We start from the raw sequence: 14640 nt of genomic DNA on the forward strand, positions 1-14640 counted from the left end.
TCCTGCCGGAGCCTCACGTGATCGGCGCGTCCACGGTGCAGACCACGCCGGTCGGCGCGAAATCGATCTCGACCGCCCCGTCGAGGTCGCGGGCGAGGTTGCGCTCGATCAGGCGCGAGCCGAAGCCGCGGCGCTTCGGCGGCTTCACGGAGGGGCCGCCGACCTCGGTCCAGCGGAAGGCGAGGCGCGGCGGCTCGGACCCGTTGCGCACGGCCCAGTCGATCTCCACCGCGCCGCCCTCCTTCGAGAGCGCGCCGTACTTCACCGCGTTGGTGGCCAGTTCCTGGATCGCCATGGCGATGGCCAGCGACATGCGCGGGCACAGGCGCACCTTGGGCCCCGATATCAGGAATCGCTCGCCGTTGCGGCCCCGGTAGGGCGCGATCGCCTGGGTCACGACCTCGACGAGATCGGCCCCCTCCCAGTTCTCGCGGGTCAGCACGTCGTGGGCGCGCGACAGGGCCAAAAGCCGGGTCTCCAGGGAGGCGTAGGCCTCGTCGTTGGTGTCGGCGTTGCGCAGCGTCTGCGTTGCGATCGACTGCACGGTCGCCAGCGTGTTCTTCACCCGGTGGTTCAACTCGTCGATGAGAAGCCGCTGGTGCTCCGCACCCCGCTTCTCGGCCGTCAGGGCGGTCTTCAGCCGGCTCTCACCCTCGCGCAGCTCCTCCAGGCGCGTGCGCGCCTCGTACTGGCGGCGGCGCCCGCGCAGGGCCGTCCGAACGACGCTGACCAGCGTCATCGGATGGAACGGACGCTCCAGGAAGGTGACGTTGCCGAGGATCCCGGAGAGGCGCGCCGCCGCCGGGTTCTGCTCGGGGCCCCCACCCCGCCCGGTCAGCAGCACGAAGGGCATGTCCGACCACGGCGGCTGCGCCTCGATCCAGCGGCTGATCGCGCCGAGATCGGCGGTGCGCACCGCCTCCTCGGTGAGAAGGGCCATGCCGGCGCCCTCCTCGAGGCCGCGGTGAAGCTCGCTCAGGTCGGCGCAGATCACCGTCGGGATCTGGGCCTCGCCGAGCAGCGAGGCCGCGATCGGCGCGTCGCGGCCGAGCGGGGCAAGGATCAGCACGCGCTCCGAGAGCGGGTTGTTGGGCCGCGTCACGCTCCGTCCTCGTGCCCCGTCCCGTGTCCCGACCGAGCAAGATCGCGTTCCGCTCCGACGAAGGTCGGAATCCCACGCAGCACGCCCTGGAAGCCGTCGAGCGGGTCGCCGATCGCGAGACCGCGCGCGCCGATGCTGTATTCGCGAATCGTGTCCTCGTGCGCGCCCGCTCGTTTCTTGACGACGGAGATCGCCCGCCGGACCCGGCCGAACGCCTCGAAATAGCGCAGCAGGATCACGGTGTCGGCCAGATAGGTGACGTCGACCGGCGCCTTCATGTCGCCGACGAGGCCGTGCTGGGCCACCGTGAGGAAGGTCGTGGCGCCCTGCCGGTTGAGGTATTGCAGCAGCTCGTGGACGTGCAGGACGAGGGCGTTCTCCTGCGGCATCGCGGCCTGGTAGCCGTTCAGGCTGTCGATCACCACGGTCTTGACCGCGTGCTCGTCGACCAGGGCGCGCACCTTGTGGGCGAACTCGCCGGGCGACAATTCGGCGGCATCGACCTGCTCGATGAGGAGCTTGCCCGCGTCGCACAGGCCTTTCAGGTCGTAGCCCAACTCCCGGGTGCGTTCGAACAGGAGCCCCAGTTCCTCGTCGAAGACGTACATGACCGCCCGCTCGCCGCGGGCGATCGCCGCCAGCACGTATTGCACGGCGAAGAGCGACTTGCCGGTCCCGGCCGGGCCGAGGATCAGGGCGCTCGAACCCTTCTCGATGCCGCCGCCGAGAAGCGCGTCGAGCTGCGGGATGCCGCTGAAGAGGCGCTCGCGGGCAAAGCCCGTCTTGTGCTCCAGTGAGACGAGCCGCGGGAAGACCAGCACGCCGCCGGTGGCGATGTTGAAATCGTGGAATCCGCCGCGGAAGTTCTGGCCGCGGTACTTGATGACCCGCATCCGGCGGCGCTGCGCCCCGTAATCGGGCGCCAGCTCCTCCAGCCGGACGACGCCGTGGGCGACGCTGTGGACGGTCTTGTCGAGGTTGTCCGCCGTCAGGTCGTCGAGCATCAGGACGGTGATCGCGTGGCGGGCGAAATAGTGCTTCAGCGCCAGGATCTGGCGGCGGTAGCGGAGCGACGAGCCCGCGAGCAGGCGGATCTCCGACAGGCTGTCGAGGACGATCCGCGACGGTGCCACGCGATCGACCGCGTCGAAGATCTGCCGGGTCGTCTCGCCGAGTTCGAGATCGGAGGAATAGAGCAGGCTCTGCTGCTGGTTGGCGTCGAGCAGGCTCTCCGGCGGGATCAGCTCGAAGACCGTGATGCTCGGGTCGAGCTCCCAGCCGTGCGAGGTGGCCGTCTCGCGCAGCTCCTCCTCGGTCTCCGAGAGGGTGATGTAGAGGGTCTTCTCGCCTAGGGCAGCGCCGTCGCGCAGGAATTGCAGCGCGATCGTGGTCTTGCCGGTGCCGGGGCTGCCCTCCAGCAGGTAGAGCCGGTCCCGCACGAGGCCGCCGGAGAGAACGTCGTCGAGGCCGGCGATACCGGTCCTCGCCTTGTCGGACATACCGGCCGTCGCACTCATGAAGCCCGGACTCAGTATACGGAAGCGGGGCCCGCGAAACACGGGCGCGCCGGCGGCGCCGCTCCTCTCTAAACGCACCTCCGGGATGTACCAAGCGAGCCCGGTTGACAACCCGGGCGCGTGCGTCCGCACCGCCTCAGAGCCATTTCTTCCAGCGGAAGAAGACATAGGGGAGCACGGCCGCGACAACCATCATCAGCACTGCCATCGGGTAGCCGAAAGGCCATTCGAGCTCCGGCATTGCTTTGAAGTTCATGCCGTAGATCGAGGCGATCAGGGTCGGCGGCATGAACACGACCGCCATGACGGAGAACAACTTGATGATGTTGTTCTGCTCGAGGTTCACGAGCCCGAGCGTTGCGTCGAGGAGGAACTGGATCTTGGTCGAGAGGAAGGTCGCGTGCTCCTCCAGCGACTGCAGGTCGCGCAAGGTCGAGCGCACGTCCTCGCGCAATTCGCGGGGCGCCTTGTTTGTCCGGTAGGTCGCCGAGAGCGAGAGCAAGATGCGCTCCATCGAGACGAGGCTCTCGCGCTGCTTCGAGATCAGGTCGCCGTGGCGACCGAGCGCGCGGAGCGTGTCCTGCAGCGCGGTGTTGCGCACGCTCGGGTCGTCCTGGACCTCGAAGATCTTGCCCGAGAGCCGGTCGATCCGCTCGCCCTGGAGCTGGAGCACGTCCGCCGCCCGGTCGATCACCGCCTCGATCAGCCCGGCGAGGATGGACTCGCCGGAGGTGATCCCGGCCGGTCCGTTGCCCGTCGTGCGGCCCGCGCGCTGCGTGTACATCCGGAACGCCTGCGGCTCCTCGTAGCGGACGGTGACGAGGCGGTTCTCGCGCAGGATGAAGGTGATGCCGGCAAGCCCCGGATCCTCGGAATCGCTCACCTTGCTCAGCACCCGGCCCGTCATGTAGCGGGCGCCCTCCTCGACGTAGAGGAGTTCGGAGGGCTCGATGTCCTTCATCTCCTCGCGGGTCGGCACCTGGATGCCCATGAAGGCCTCGACCTTGAGGTCCTCCTCCCGGGTCGGTCGGATCATGTCGAGCCAGACCGTGTCGTCGGGAATCGGGTCCTGAAGGTCGAGGGGGCGCCGTTCGAGCAGGATCTGACCGGCGCCGGCGGCCGGCTGGTGGATGAAGATCACGAGGTCTCTCAGGCGAAAGCGTTCGGTGGCGGTACGCTCGCATCCGGCACGAAGAAGTCCGGCGCAAGGGGAATGCCGGGTGTGACGCGGTATTTTGAAAAGTCCGTGACGCCGCTCTCGGCGAGGAAGCTGTCGTCGATCAGGAAACGGCCCGTGACCTCGCGGGACGGCATCAGGAACAGGGTGTGGGCCGCGTCCGCCATGATCTCGGGCGTGCGGCTCGCCTGCATCAGCGCCTCGCCGCCGAGCAGATTGTTGACGGCCGCCGTCGCGATCGTGGTGCGGGCCAGAGCGCGTTGACGGCGATGCCGGCGCGGCGAAGCTCGCCCGAGAGGCCGAGCACGCAGAGCGACATGCCGAACTTCGCCATCGTGTAGGCGAGATGGGGCGCAAACCACTTCTCCTGCATGTCGAGGGGCGGCGACAACATCAGGATGTGCGGGTTCTCGGCCTTCTCCAGATGCGGGATCGCGTATTTCGAGACCATGTAGGTGCCGCGCGTGTTGATCTGATGCATCAGGTCGAAGCGCTTCATCTCGGTCTGCGGCGTGCGCGTCAGCGAGATCGCGCTCGCGTTGTTCACCACGATGTCGATGCCGCCGAAAGTCTCCGCCGTCCGGGCGATGGCATTCGCGACGCTCTCCTCCTCGCGCACGTCGACGACGAGGGGCAGCGCCCGGCCGCCCGCCGCCTCGATCTCGGCCGCGGCGGTGTGGATGGTGCCCGCGAGCTTCGGATGCGGCGTCTCGGTCTTCGCCGCGATTGCCACGTTCGCGCCGTCCCGGGCCGCGCGCAGGCCGATCGCGAGGCCGATGCCCCGCGAGGCGCCGGTGATGAACAGGGTCTTGCCCTTCAGTGATCCGTGCATCGGTCCCTCCCCGCGCTCGTGACTATCGGTCGATCCGGAGGCGCGGCGGGCGCGTTCCGTCCGCGTCGGTGAAGCCGTAGGCATCGGCGAGGTCGGCGGCGTGCAGGATCTGCCCGGCCCGCTCGGCGACGTTCGGGTCGGCCGCGAGCGCGGCGAGCGCGCGGCCCGCGTAGAGCGGGCTCTCCGTGGCCTCGTCACCCTGGCCGAGGTCGCGCACCCGCTCGGTGCGCACGTGACCGGGCGACAGGCCGAGCGCGGTGACGCCGTGCGGCCGCAGCTCCTCGGCGAAGGCGAGCGCCAGCCGGTTCGTCGCCGCCTTGGCGACGTCGTAGAAGAGGTCGCCGAGATAGCCGTGCTGCGTATCGACGGAGACGAGGGCGATCAGCCCGCCCTTCGCCGAGACCATCGCGGGCGCCACCGCCCGCGCCAGCAGGAGCCCGGCATAGGGGCCGCCTTCGAGGAAGCGGCCGAACGGCTCGGCGGAGCGGCGCCAGAACGGCGTGCCCCAGCCCGTCCCGTCCGGGTAGCGGGTGCCGTCGAAGCCCTCGTTGCCGCCCCACACGCTCGACACCGCGACGTCGATCCGGCCGAAGCGGCGCAGCACCCAGCGGATCAGCTCGTCGACGGCGCGCTCGCTCAGGTGGTCGCAGAGGTAATGGTGGCCGCGGCCGCCGGCGGCGTCGACCTCGCGGGCGGTGTCCTCGATCGCCTCGGGGCGCATCTCGGTGCGCGCTCCGGTCTCGCTCGACCGGGCGGTCACGATGACGGTCGCGCCCGCTTCGCCGAGCCCCCGCGCGATGCCGCGCCCGACGCCCCGCGAGGCCCCCGCCACGAGGCAGACGCGGCCGCCGAGGTCGGGCACGCTCACGCGGCGGCGTCCGCTTTGGGCTTCCCGGCCCCGCGCGCGAAGAAGGCCCGGAAGGCGCTCTGCGCCTCCTCGGAGCGGAGCTGCGCGTCGAAGGCCACGGCCTCGGCCTCCAGCGCCGCCTCGACCGCCGCCTGGTCGCCGCGGATCAGCCGGCGGGTCGCCGCGACGGCCCCGCGCGGCAGGGCGGCGAGGCGCTGTGCCTGGGCCATCGCGTGCTCGGCCAGCATGTCGGCCGGGATCACCGCGTTGGCGAGGCCGAGCCCGACCGCGGTGTCGGCGTCGTAGGCCTCCGACAGCATCAGCATCTCGGTGGCGCGCAGGGTCCCGACCCGGCGCGGCAGCAGGTAGCTGGAGGCCGCCTCCGGCACGAGGCCGAGCTCGACGAACGGCATCCGGAAGCGCGCGGACGGGCTCGCGTAGACGAGGTCGCAGTGGAGGGTCAGCGTGGTGCCGATGCCGACCGCGATCCCGTCGACGGCCGCCACCATCGGCGTCCGGGTGCGGGCGAGCTGCCGGATGAAGCGCAAGGGGGGCGATTCGGCGAAGGGCCCCTCGGCCATGGCGACGAAGTCGGCGAGGTCATTGCCCGCCGTGAACACGCCCGCACTTCCCGAGAACAGCACGGCGCCGATGCCCGACCCCTCCGCGTCGGCCGAGACCAGCGCCTCGCGCATGGCCTCGTACATCGTGCCGATGATCGCGTTCTTCTTTTCGGGGCGCCGAATCGTGATCGCTCGGACGGGTCCGTGATCCTCGATTCCGATCGGCTCGCTCATCTGGGATTTCCCGCTTGCGTTGATATCAGCTCGCCAGCGCAATCTTGGCGTCCTGAACGAAGCCGCCGCCGTCGACGACGCTCTGTTCCAGCCCACCCGACGCGGTGGCGAGGTTCTCCGCGAAGAACCGCGCCAGCGCGATCCGGGCGCGATGGGCCGGATCCGTCTCGCCAGCCCGGATCGCCGCGCTCGCGGCGAGCGCCGCCTTGGCGAGGCAGGCGCCGCCCTGCGCCAGCCCGAACAGGCGCAGATACGGGGTCGCGACCGCCAGCGCCTCCTCCGGCCGGTTGGAGCCGAGCGCCCTCAGGGCGAAGCTCGTCGCCCGATCGAGGCTCTCGATCGCAGCCCGCAGCCGCGCCGCCGTGTGGCCGAAGGCGGGGCTGTTGTCCCGGAGCACGCCCTCGGCGATCTCGCGCATCGCAGCGATCTGGGCCCGCACCGTGGCGCCGCCGTTCAATGGCAGCTTGCGGCCGACGAGGTCGAGCGCCTGGATGCCGTTGGTGCCCTCGTAGATCGCGAGGATGCGGGCATCGCGCATGAGCTGGGCGGCACCGGTCTCCTCGACGAAGCCCATGCCGCCATGAACCTGAACGCCGAGAGAGGTCACCTCGTTGGCGATGTCCGTCGAGAAGGCCTTGGCGACCGGGGTCAGGAGCGAAGCCCGGTCGTAGGCATCCTGCCCCTCGGACCCCCGCGCCGCGTCGAGCGCCGCCGCGGTCAGGTAGCAGATGCCGCGCGCGGCCGCGGTCTGGGCCTTCATGGTCAGGAGCATGCGCTGCACGTCGGCATGCGCGATGATCGGGCTCGCGCCGCCCTCGCCCGCGCCCGGCGCCCTGCCCTGGCGGCGCTCCTGCGCGTAGGCGAGCGCCTTCTGGGTGGCCGCCTCGGCCACGGCCACGCCCTGCAGGCCGACGCCGAGCCGGGCGCTGTTCATCATCGTGAACATGCAGGCGAGGCCCCGGTTCTCCTCGCCGATCAGCCAGCCCGTGGCGCCGCCGCCGTCTCCGAAGGCCATCGAGCAGGTGGGCGAGGCGTGGATGCCGAGCTTGTGCTCGATGCCGGAGCAGCGCAGGTCGTTGCGGCTCCCGTCCGGCAGCACCTTCGGCACGAGGAACAGCGAGATGCCGCGCGTGCCGGCCGGCGCGTCCTTCAGGCGAGCCAGCACGAGGTGCAGGATGTTGTCGGTGAGGTCGTGCTCGCCGTAGGTGATGTAGATCTTGGCGCCGGTGATCCGATAGCTGCCGTCGCCGTTCGCCTCGGCGCGGGTCCGCAGCAGGGCGAGGTCGGAGCCCGCCTGCGGCTCGGTCAGGTTCATGGTCGCCGTCCACTCGCCCGAGACGAGCTTCTCGAGATAGGCGGCCTTCAGCGCCTCCGAGCCGTGCTTCTCCACCGCCTCGATGCCGCCGGCGGTCAGCAGGGGGCAGAGGCTGAAGGCGAGGTTGGCGCCGTTCCACATCTCGGTGCAGGCGGCGTTGAGGAGGTGGGGGAGCCCCTGTCCGCCGTGGCTCTCCGGCGCGCTGAGCCCGTTCCAGCCGCCCTCGACGAAGGTGCGATAGGCCTCCCGCCAGCCCGGCGGCGTGGTGATGCCGCCGTCGTTGAGCGGAGTGCCGTGGCGGTCGCCGACGCGGTTGAGGGGGGCGAGCACGGCGCCGGCGAGGCGGCCCGCCTCCTCCAGCACGGCCTGCGCATCCTCCAGCGTGAGGTCGCCCTGCCCGGATCCGGCGAGCGCCGCCTCGAGCCCCGCCACGTGGCGCAGGGTGAAGGCCAGCTCGGCCACGGGTGCGCGGTAGCTCATGGTCATCCCCTCCCGCGCCGTCTTCGGCGGCGCTGTCCCTGACGGTCTCGGCGTTTGACGTCGGTGCCCGGCCGGGAATAGGCCCGCACGCGTCGCACCGCCGACATACGCCCGAACGGCGCACCCCGTCACGGTCGGAGATAGTTTATATATGAACGATCTCGGGTCAATGCCCGCTGAATGCTCGTCCGGGACGACGCGCCGCCTGCGCGGCGACGCGGCCGGCATCGCCGAGGCCGCGCGGCTCCTCGCCCGCGGCGATCTCGTCGCCTTCCCGACCGAGACGGTCTACGGCCTCGGTGCCGACGCGACCGACGCGGTTGCCGTGGCCCGGATCTTCGCGGCCAAGGAGCGCCCGCGCTTCAACCCGCTGATCGCGCATCTGCCGGACACGGCGACTGCCCGCGCCGAGGGGGATTTCGACGCGGCCGCTTCGCGCCTCGCCGAGGCGTTCTGGCCCGGGCCCCTGACGCTCGTCGTGCCGGCGCACGAGCAAACTTCGGTCTGCGATCTCGCCCGCGCGGGCTTGGCGAGCCTCGCGCTGCGGGTGCCGGCGAGCGCGCTCGCGCAGGATCTTCTCGCCCGGGTCGGGCGGCCGATCGCCGCGCCGTCGGCCAACCGTTCAGGCCGCGTCAGCCCGACCAGCGCCGCGCACGTGCTGGGTGATCTCGACGGCCGGGCGGCCGCGGTGCTCGACGGCGGCGCGACGCCGGTCGGCCTCGAGTCGACGGTGATCGCCTGCCTCGGCGGGAAGCCGCGCCTGCTCCGGCCGGGCGGCGTGCCGCGAGAGGCGATCCGCGCGGTTCTGGGCACGGAACTGCTCGACGCCGAGGCCGACTCGGTCGAGCGCCCGGTCGGCCCAGGGCTGCTCGCCTCCCACTACGCGCCGCGGGCGCGGGTGCGCCTCGATGCCGAGCGAATCGAGCCGGGTGAGGCCGCGCTCCTGTTCGGGCCGGACTCGCTGCCGGGCCTCGTCGACGCGCGCGCCGTCATCAATCTCAGCCAGCAGGGCGATCCGGCCGAGGCAGCCGCCCGCCTGTTCGCGGCCCTGCGCGATCTCGACGCCTCGGGCGCGGCGGTGATCGCGGTGGCGCGGGTGCCGATGGCGGACCTCGGCGAGGCCATCAACGATCGCCTCAGAAGGGCTGCCGCGCCTCGGTAGAAATATTTCTGTGAGGCGCGGAACCAACGCGCTGGGCCGCCCGTTAATGGGTCACGAAGGCCAGTTCAGCCCCCAATGGCCTTTTTCCTTCCAAGGCTCGGAGCAATCCGAGCCTTTTTTCTTGAGCTGGCCGCCGCGCCCCATCAGCCCGCGAGCTTCGCGGCGATCTGCGCCACGTGGCGGCCCTGGAAGCGGGCGCCGTCGAGCTCGACCTGGCTCGGCTGACGGCTGCCGTCGCCGTCCGCGATCGTCGTCGCGCCGTAGGGCGTGCCGCCCTTCACCGCCTCGACGCCGTTGAGACCCGGGAAGGCGTAGGGCAGGCCGACGATCACCATGCCGTGATGCAGGAGCACGGTGTGGAAGCTCGTCAGGGTGGTCTCCTGGCCGCCATGCTGGGACGCCGTCGAGGTGAAGACCGATCCGACCTTGCCGACGAGCTTGCCCGCGGCCCACAGACCGCCGGTCTGGTCGATGAACTGCTTCATCTGCGCCGCCATGTTGCCGTAGCGGGTCGGCGTGCCGAAGATGATCGCGTCGTAGTCGCCGAGTTCGTTCGGATCCGCGATCGGGGCCGCCTGATCGAGCTTGTAATGGAACTGCTTGGCGACCTCCTCGGGTACCAGCTCGGGCACGCGCTTCACGCTGACTTCGGCACCCGCCTCGCGCGCGCCCTCGGCAGCCGCCTGCGCGAGCTGCTCCACGTGGCCCCAGGACGAGTAGTACAGCACCAGAACCTTCGCCATCGCGGCACTCTCCACGGTTTGTTCGGAACGGACCCGGTCGCGCGGCCAGGATGGCCGGCGCCGGCCTCGATCGCCACCGATATCGTGCTTCCGCTCCTTGCCGAAATGCCCCACGCTGCAAGATCGTCTTTGCAATTCTGCAAGCTTGACTGATCGGACGTGCATGGGCCTCGACTGGGACGATTTCCGCCTCGTGAAGGCGATCGCCGAGCGCGGCGGGCTGACCCACGCCGCCGAGGCCCTGGCGATCAATCACTCGACGGCCTTCCGCCGCCTCGCGGCGATCGAGGCGAGCCTCGACGCGCGGCTCTTCGAGCGCCACCGCTCCGGCTACGTCCCGACCGCGGCAGGCGAGGCGATGGTGCGCGCCGCCGCCCGCATGGAGACCGACGTCGTCACGTTCTCCCGCGAGATGGCGGGCAAGGCGCAGGCGCCGGCAGGGGAACTCCGCGTCACCGCGGCGGCGAGCTTCGTGGCGACCGTGATGATGCCGTTGCTCGGCCAGTTCTGTACCCGCTACCCGGAGATCCGCCTCGATCTGGTCGTGTCCGAAGAGGCGCTGAACCTGTCGCGGCGGGACGCGGACGTGGCGCTGCGCGCGAGCGACGGGCCGCCGCCGACCCTCGTCGGGCGGCGGCTCGCCGACATCGCCTGGGCGATCTACGGGCCGGCTGACGGCCCGCGCGAGATCGCGGGGCGGGACTGGGTTTCGCCGAGCGAGGGCGTGGGCGGCGGCCGCCACGCCCGCTTCGTGCAGGCACGCGCCGAGAAGAGCCGGGTCCGGCTCCGGCTGAACACGGTGCTCGGTCTCGCCGAGGCAGTGGAGGCCGGGATCGGCATCGGCCCGCTGCCCTGCATGCAGGGCGACGCGTCGCCAGGGCTTCGCCGCCTCGGCCCACCGGAGCCCGACCTCGCCAGCACCCTGTGGCTCCTGACGCATCCGGACCTGCGCCACGCCCCGCGCGTGCGGGCCTTCATGGATTTCATGGCCGAGGAGACCGCGCCGATGCGCCCGCTCTTCGCGGGGCCCGGCCACTCACCTGATCTCGAGGATCTCCGCCTCGTGGCCGTTCACCTCGACAACGTCGCCGACGCTCTTGCCCGTCAGCGCGCGAGCGAGCGGGGCCACGTAGGAGAGCGAGCCCTTGTTCGGGTCCGCCTCGTCTTCGCCGACGATGTGGAAGGTCTGCTTCGTCCCGTCCTCGCGCTCGATCGAGACGGTGGAGCCGAAATGCACCGTGTCGCCCGCAACCTTCTCGACGAGTTGGGCCGAGTTCAGCCGCGCGGTCCAGTACCGCAGGTCGCGCGAGACGCGGGCGCTGTCGGCCTTGTCCTCGGGGTTGAGCTTCCCCGCCTCCGCTTGCAGGCGTTTCACCTCGGCCTCGATCTGGGCGAGGCCCTGGGGCGTCACGAAATTGGGGTGGGGCGAGATCGGCCGGTCGGGCAGATCCTCGAAGGCCTCGCCGCCCTCACGCTCACGAACGAATGCGATGCTCATGAAAAAAGCAATGCGCCGGCAACGGTACAGGTTCCGTCCCGGCGCCCCCGCTCGCAGGGCATGCCTCTAGGCGACCTCGACCACCGTGCGCCCGCGGGTCCGGCCGGCGAGAATTTCCTCGGCGAGATCCGCCACGTCGGACAGGCCGACCGTCGTCGTCATGGCGGCGAGCTTGTCGAGATCGAGCTCGCGTGCGAGCCGGCCCCACGCCTCCCGCCGCTTCGGCTGCGGGGTCGTGACGCTGTTGATGCCGAGCAGCGAGACGCCGCGCAGGATGAAGGGGGCCACCGAAGTCGGCAGGTCCATGCCCTGCGCGAGGCCGCAGGCGGCGACCGCGCCGTCGGCCCGCGTCATCGCGAGCACGTTCGCGAGCGTCGTCGAGCCGACGGCGTCGATCGCGGCGGCCCAGCGCTCCTTCGCGAGCGGCTTCGGCGTGCCGGAAAGCTCCGCCCGGTCGAGGATCTCGGCGGCGCCGAGGCCGCGCAGGTATTCCGCCTCGCTGTCGCGCCCGGTCGAGGCGATGACGTGCCAGCCCGCGCGCGCCAGCAGCGCCACCGCGACCGAGCCGACGCCGCCGGAGGCGCCCGTGACGAGGGCGGGCCCGTGCTCGGGCTTCAGCCCGTGATGGTCGAGGGCCATCAGGCAGAGCATGGCGGTGTAGCCGGCCGTGCCGATCGCCATCGCCTGGGCGGCGCTGAGGCCCTCGGGCAACGGCACCAGCCAGTCGCCCTTGACCCGCGCGCGTTCGGCATAGGCGCCGAGATGGGTCTCGCCGACGCCCCAGCCCGTCAGCACCACCGCGTCGCCCGGCTTATAGGCGGGATGCTCGGAGGTCTCGACGATCCCGGAGAAGTCGATGCCGGGGATCATCGGGAAGCGGCGCACCACCGGCGATTTGCCGGTCATGGCGAGACCGTCCTTGTAGTTGAGGGTCGAGTGCGTCACGCGGACTGTGACGTCGCCCTCCATCAGGTCGGCCTCGTCGAAGTCCCGGAAGGTCAGGCTCTGCCCGCCCTCGCCCTTCTCGACCACCCATGCCCTGAACGTCGCCATCGCGCCCGCGCCTCCACCCGGTGCCTGACCTGTGGCGGCGCGGTCCCGATTCAAGCCCGGCGCTCAGTAGCCGTCGTAGATGCTGCCGCGGGAGAAGCCGAGGCCGACGCCGATATCGGCCGAGCTCGCGCCGGTGATGCCGAACGCGTCGGGAATCGAGCCGACGAGGGGGCCGCCGGGCCCGGGTCCGTAGCCGGGGCCCGGCCCGTAGCCGCCGCCGACCGGCACCCAGCCCGCGCGGGCGGGCTGCACGAGGACGCGGCGCGAGACGCTCGCGTATTCGGGCGGGATCGTCTCGGGGATCGTCTGCGGGGGCTGCACCATCACCCGCCGGCTGCGGACCGCGAATTGCGGCGGCGTCGTGACCCAGCAGCCGATCAGCTCGCCGTAGGGGCCTCGCCGGGTCTGCCAGACGCGCCCGCCCGGCGCCACGAGGACGCGCTCGGAGACCGTGTCGAAGACGGGCGGCGTGGTCCGGTAGATCGTGCGCGGCGGCCGCACCAGCACCTGCTCGGAGACCGTGTCGAAGACCGGCGGGGTCGTGACGTGGCGGTAGCATTCGCTGCCGTAGCAGCCGCCGGCCTGGGCCGGCGCGGCGAGGGTGGCGCCGGCGATGGCGGCGCCGGCAAGGGCAGCGAGCAGGATCGTGAGACGGGTGACCGGCGCGGTCATGACGGCTTCCTCGAAGATACGCTGTACGGCGGGACGGTACGCTGGCGTGCGCACCTCTCGACGTGCAGGAGGCCGTCAAGTTCGAGGACAAGCAAGGTCTATTGGTTGACAGGGTAAAATTAACCCTCGCTTAGGACTACGCAGGAGCCAATCTACGTAAGTAAAACGGCGCCTCCGATTCCGCGCTCGTTATGCTTAACGGCGCCAATGCAGAACAGGGCCGTGTCATGTCTGCCCGCGCTTGAGCTGGTAGAAGATGTGCCGGCCGATGACGTCCATCTTCTTGAGGCGGCGCGACCAGCCCGGCTTCACGTAATCGGCGTGGTAATGCGTGGCGTTCCCAACCTCGCTCAGGTAGGTCCGGCCGTCGATCACCGAGCGGGCGATGCGGGTCGCGTTCTGCCAGGAGGCGGCATCGGTGATGCGCAGCGACTTGCCCTCGCAGGCAAACGAGAACTGGCAGCCCATGTAGCGGTGCCGGTTCTGGTAGACGACGCCGCAGACGTTGCCCGGGTAGAGGCCGCTCTTGACGCGGTTGAGCACCACCTGTGCCACGGCGGCCTGGCCCTCCTCCGGCTCGCTGCGCGCCTCGAAATAGACCGCCTCGGCGAGGCAGCGCTGCTCCTTGTCCATCGCCTCCGGGACGATGAGGTCGGCGTAGCGGTGGCGGGCGGAATCGGGCGCGGTCTCGGGCGCCGTCTCCGGCTTGCCGGGCTCCGCCCGGTCCGCGCGGAAGCTGAAGCCGGGCAGCGCGAGGCTCGCGGCGGCGACCTCGATCGGCGTCGCGTCGGCCGGTGCCGGGGTCGTCGAGGACAGCGCGACGGCGCGCGGGATCGCCGGGGTCGAGCCGTCGTGCCGCTCTGGCGGCGTCGCGTCGGCGACCGCCTCTCCGGTCGAGGGTGCGCTGCCGGCGCCCGTGGTCAGGCCGAGATCGGGCACCGGCACGAAGCCGAGATCCGGCTCGAGATCGGGATTCCAGGTGGCGGAGCCGGGGCTCAGCACGCCGGCGACCGAACTCGTGAGATTCGCGAAAACGAGCGAGGTCCCGGTGTCGCGCAAGGCGGCGGCGCTGCGCTCGAAGCTCGCGCCGGGTGAGAGGGCGGCGTCGCCCTTGCCCCCGCGCTGGACGACGGGGAAGACGCGGGCCTGCGCCTTCATGTCCGCGCGCAACGGCTCGTCGGCGACGCGCATCGGCGCGAGCGCAGCGTCGGCGCGGGCGATCGAGAGAAGGTTGCCGGTCGCATCGTGCAGGCCGGTGCCGCCGATGAGGAGCGCGCCGCCCGGCAGCGCCGGCGCGAACCGGGCGTCGCGCTCCGGCAGGATGCTGGAGCCGATCGTACTCTCGGTGCCGGCCGTCGCCGTGAAGGACACCAGCAGGCCGAGACCGGCCAGCCAGGGCGTCACCGCCGTCCCGAGCCAGTGCAGGCTCGATCTGCGTCGAACTC

Annotated in this window: 12 protein-coding genes and 2 pseudogenes; 2 read left to right on the top strand and 12 right to left on the bottom strand. The window is 71.2% G+C overall.

The window, feature by feature from the left end; genetic code table 11:
* Positions 1 to 13 precede the first annotated feature (13 nt).
* The 7 genes and pseudogenes from DK389_RS01395 to DK389_RS01425 form a co-directional block, all read right to left on the bottom strand.
* Positions 14 to 1102, bottom strand: coding sequence for a sensor histidine kinase (locus tag DK389_RS01395; RefSeq protein ID WP_109887027.1), 1089 nt, complete (start codon positions 1100 to 1102; stop codon positions 14 to 16).
* The gene (locus DK389_RS01400) at positions 1099 to 2619 is read right to left on the bottom strand and encodes an ATPase domain-containing protein (RefSeq protein WP_109887028.1); all 1521 of its coding nucleotides are present in this window, start codon (positions 2617 to 2619) and stop codon (positions 1099 to 1101) included. The genes DK389_RS01395 and DK389_RS01400 overlap by 4 nt, the downstream gene beginning before the upstream one ends.
* A gap of 136 nt (positions 2620 to 2755) precedes the next feature.
* Positions 2756 to 3760, bottom strand: coding sequence for a magnesium transporter CorA family protein (locus DK389_RS01405; protein WP_109887030.1), 1005 nt, complete (start codon positions 3758 to 3760; stop codon positions 2756 to 2758).
* Positions 3761 to 3768: 8 nt separating this feature from the next.
* Positions 3769 to 4628 (bottom strand): annotated as a pseudogene (locus tag DK389_RS01410) (SDR family oxidoreductase).
* Between the two features lie 22 nt (positions 4629 to 4650).
* Complete coding sequence (locus DK389_RS01415) at positions 4651 to 5460, bottom strand: SDR family NAD(P)-dependent oxidoreductase (protein ID WP_109895886.1); 810 nt, start codon at positions 5458 to 5460, stop codon at positions 4651 to 4653.
* 32 nt (positions 5461 to 5492) lie between these two features.
* Positions 5493 to 6272, bottom strand: coding sequence for an enoyl-CoA hydratase-related protein (locus tag DK389_RS01420; protein ID WP_109887032.1), 780 nt, complete (start codon positions 6270 to 6272; stop codon positions 5493 to 5495).
* Positions 6273 to 6297: 25 nt separating this feature from the next.
* Positions 6298 to 8067 (bottom strand): acyl-CoA dehydrogenase, encoded by a 1770-nt coding sequence (locus DK389_RS01425; protein ID WP_109895888.1) that lies wholly within the window; start codon positions 8065 to 8067, stop codon positions 6298 to 6300.
* A 169-nt stretch (positions 8068 to 8236) separates the two neighbouring features.
* Here DK389_RS01425 and DK389_RS01430 point away from each other — a divergent pair, with 169 nt between their 5' ends.
* Positions 8237 to 9229 carry an L-threonylcarbamoyladenylate synthase gene (locus DK389_RS01430; RefSeq protein ID WP_109895890.1) on the top strand — a complete coding sequence of 331 codons (993 nt, stop codon included), beginning with the start codon at positions 8237 to 8239 and terminating at the stop codon, positions 9227 to 9229.
* 143 nt (positions 9230 to 9372) lie between these two features.
* On the opposite strand, the gene wrbA is transcribed toward DK389_RS01430, so the two are convergent.
* The gene (gene wrbA / locus DK389_RS01435; protein WP_109887033.1) at positions 9373 to 9972 is read right to left on the bottom strand and encodes an NAD(P)H:quinone oxidoreductase; all 600 of its coding nucleotides are present in this window, start codon (positions 9970 to 9972) and stop codon (positions 9373 to 9375) included.
* Positions 9973 to 10135: 163 nt separating this feature from the next.
* Between wrbA and DK389_RS01440 the strand changes: the two are divergent.
* A pseudogene (locus tag DK389_RS01440) lies at positions 10136 to 10999 on the top strand (LysR family transcriptional regulator); the annotation flags it as partial.
* 9 nt (positions 11000 to 11008) lie between these two features.
* Here the strand turns inward: DK389_RS01440 and greA are convergent.
* The 4 genes from greA to DK389_RS01460 form a co-directional block, all read right to left on the bottom strand.
* Positions 11009 to 11470 (bottom strand): transcription elongation factor GreA, encoded by a 462-nt coding sequence (gene greA, locus DK389_RS01445; RefSeq protein WP_109887035.1) that lies wholly within the window; start codon positions 11468 to 11470, stop codon positions 11009 to 11011.
* A 66-nt stretch (positions 11471 to 11536) separates the two neighbouring features.
* Complete coding sequence (gene acuI, locus DK389_RS01450) at positions 11537 to 12523, bottom strand: acrylyl-CoA reductase (NADPH) (RefSeq protein WP_109887036.1); 987 nt, start codon at positions 12521 to 12523, stop codon at positions 11537 to 11539.
* Positions 12524 to 12586: 63 nt separating this feature from the next.
* Positions 12587 to 13195 carry a hypothetical protein gene (locus DK389_RS01455; RefSeq protein ID WP_109887038.1) on the bottom strand — a complete coding sequence of 203 codons (609 nt, stop codon included), beginning with the start codon at positions 13193 to 13195 and terminating at the stop codon, positions 12587 to 12589.
* 225 nt (positions 13196 to 13420) lie between these two features.
* Positions 13421 to 14587: a cell wall hydrolase gene (locus DK389_RS01460; RefSeq protein ID WP_109895892.1), complete on the bottom strand. Its 1167-nt coding sequence runs from the start codon at positions 14585 to 14587 to the stop codon at positions 13421 to 13423.
* Positions 14588 to 14640: the final 53 nt, after the last annotated feature.

This window comes from Methylobacterium durans (assembly GCF_003173715.1).
GTDB classification, from domain to species: domain Bacteria; phylum Pseudomonadota; class Alphaproteobacteria; order Rhizobiales; family Beijerinckiaceae; genus Methylobacterium; species Methylobacterium durans.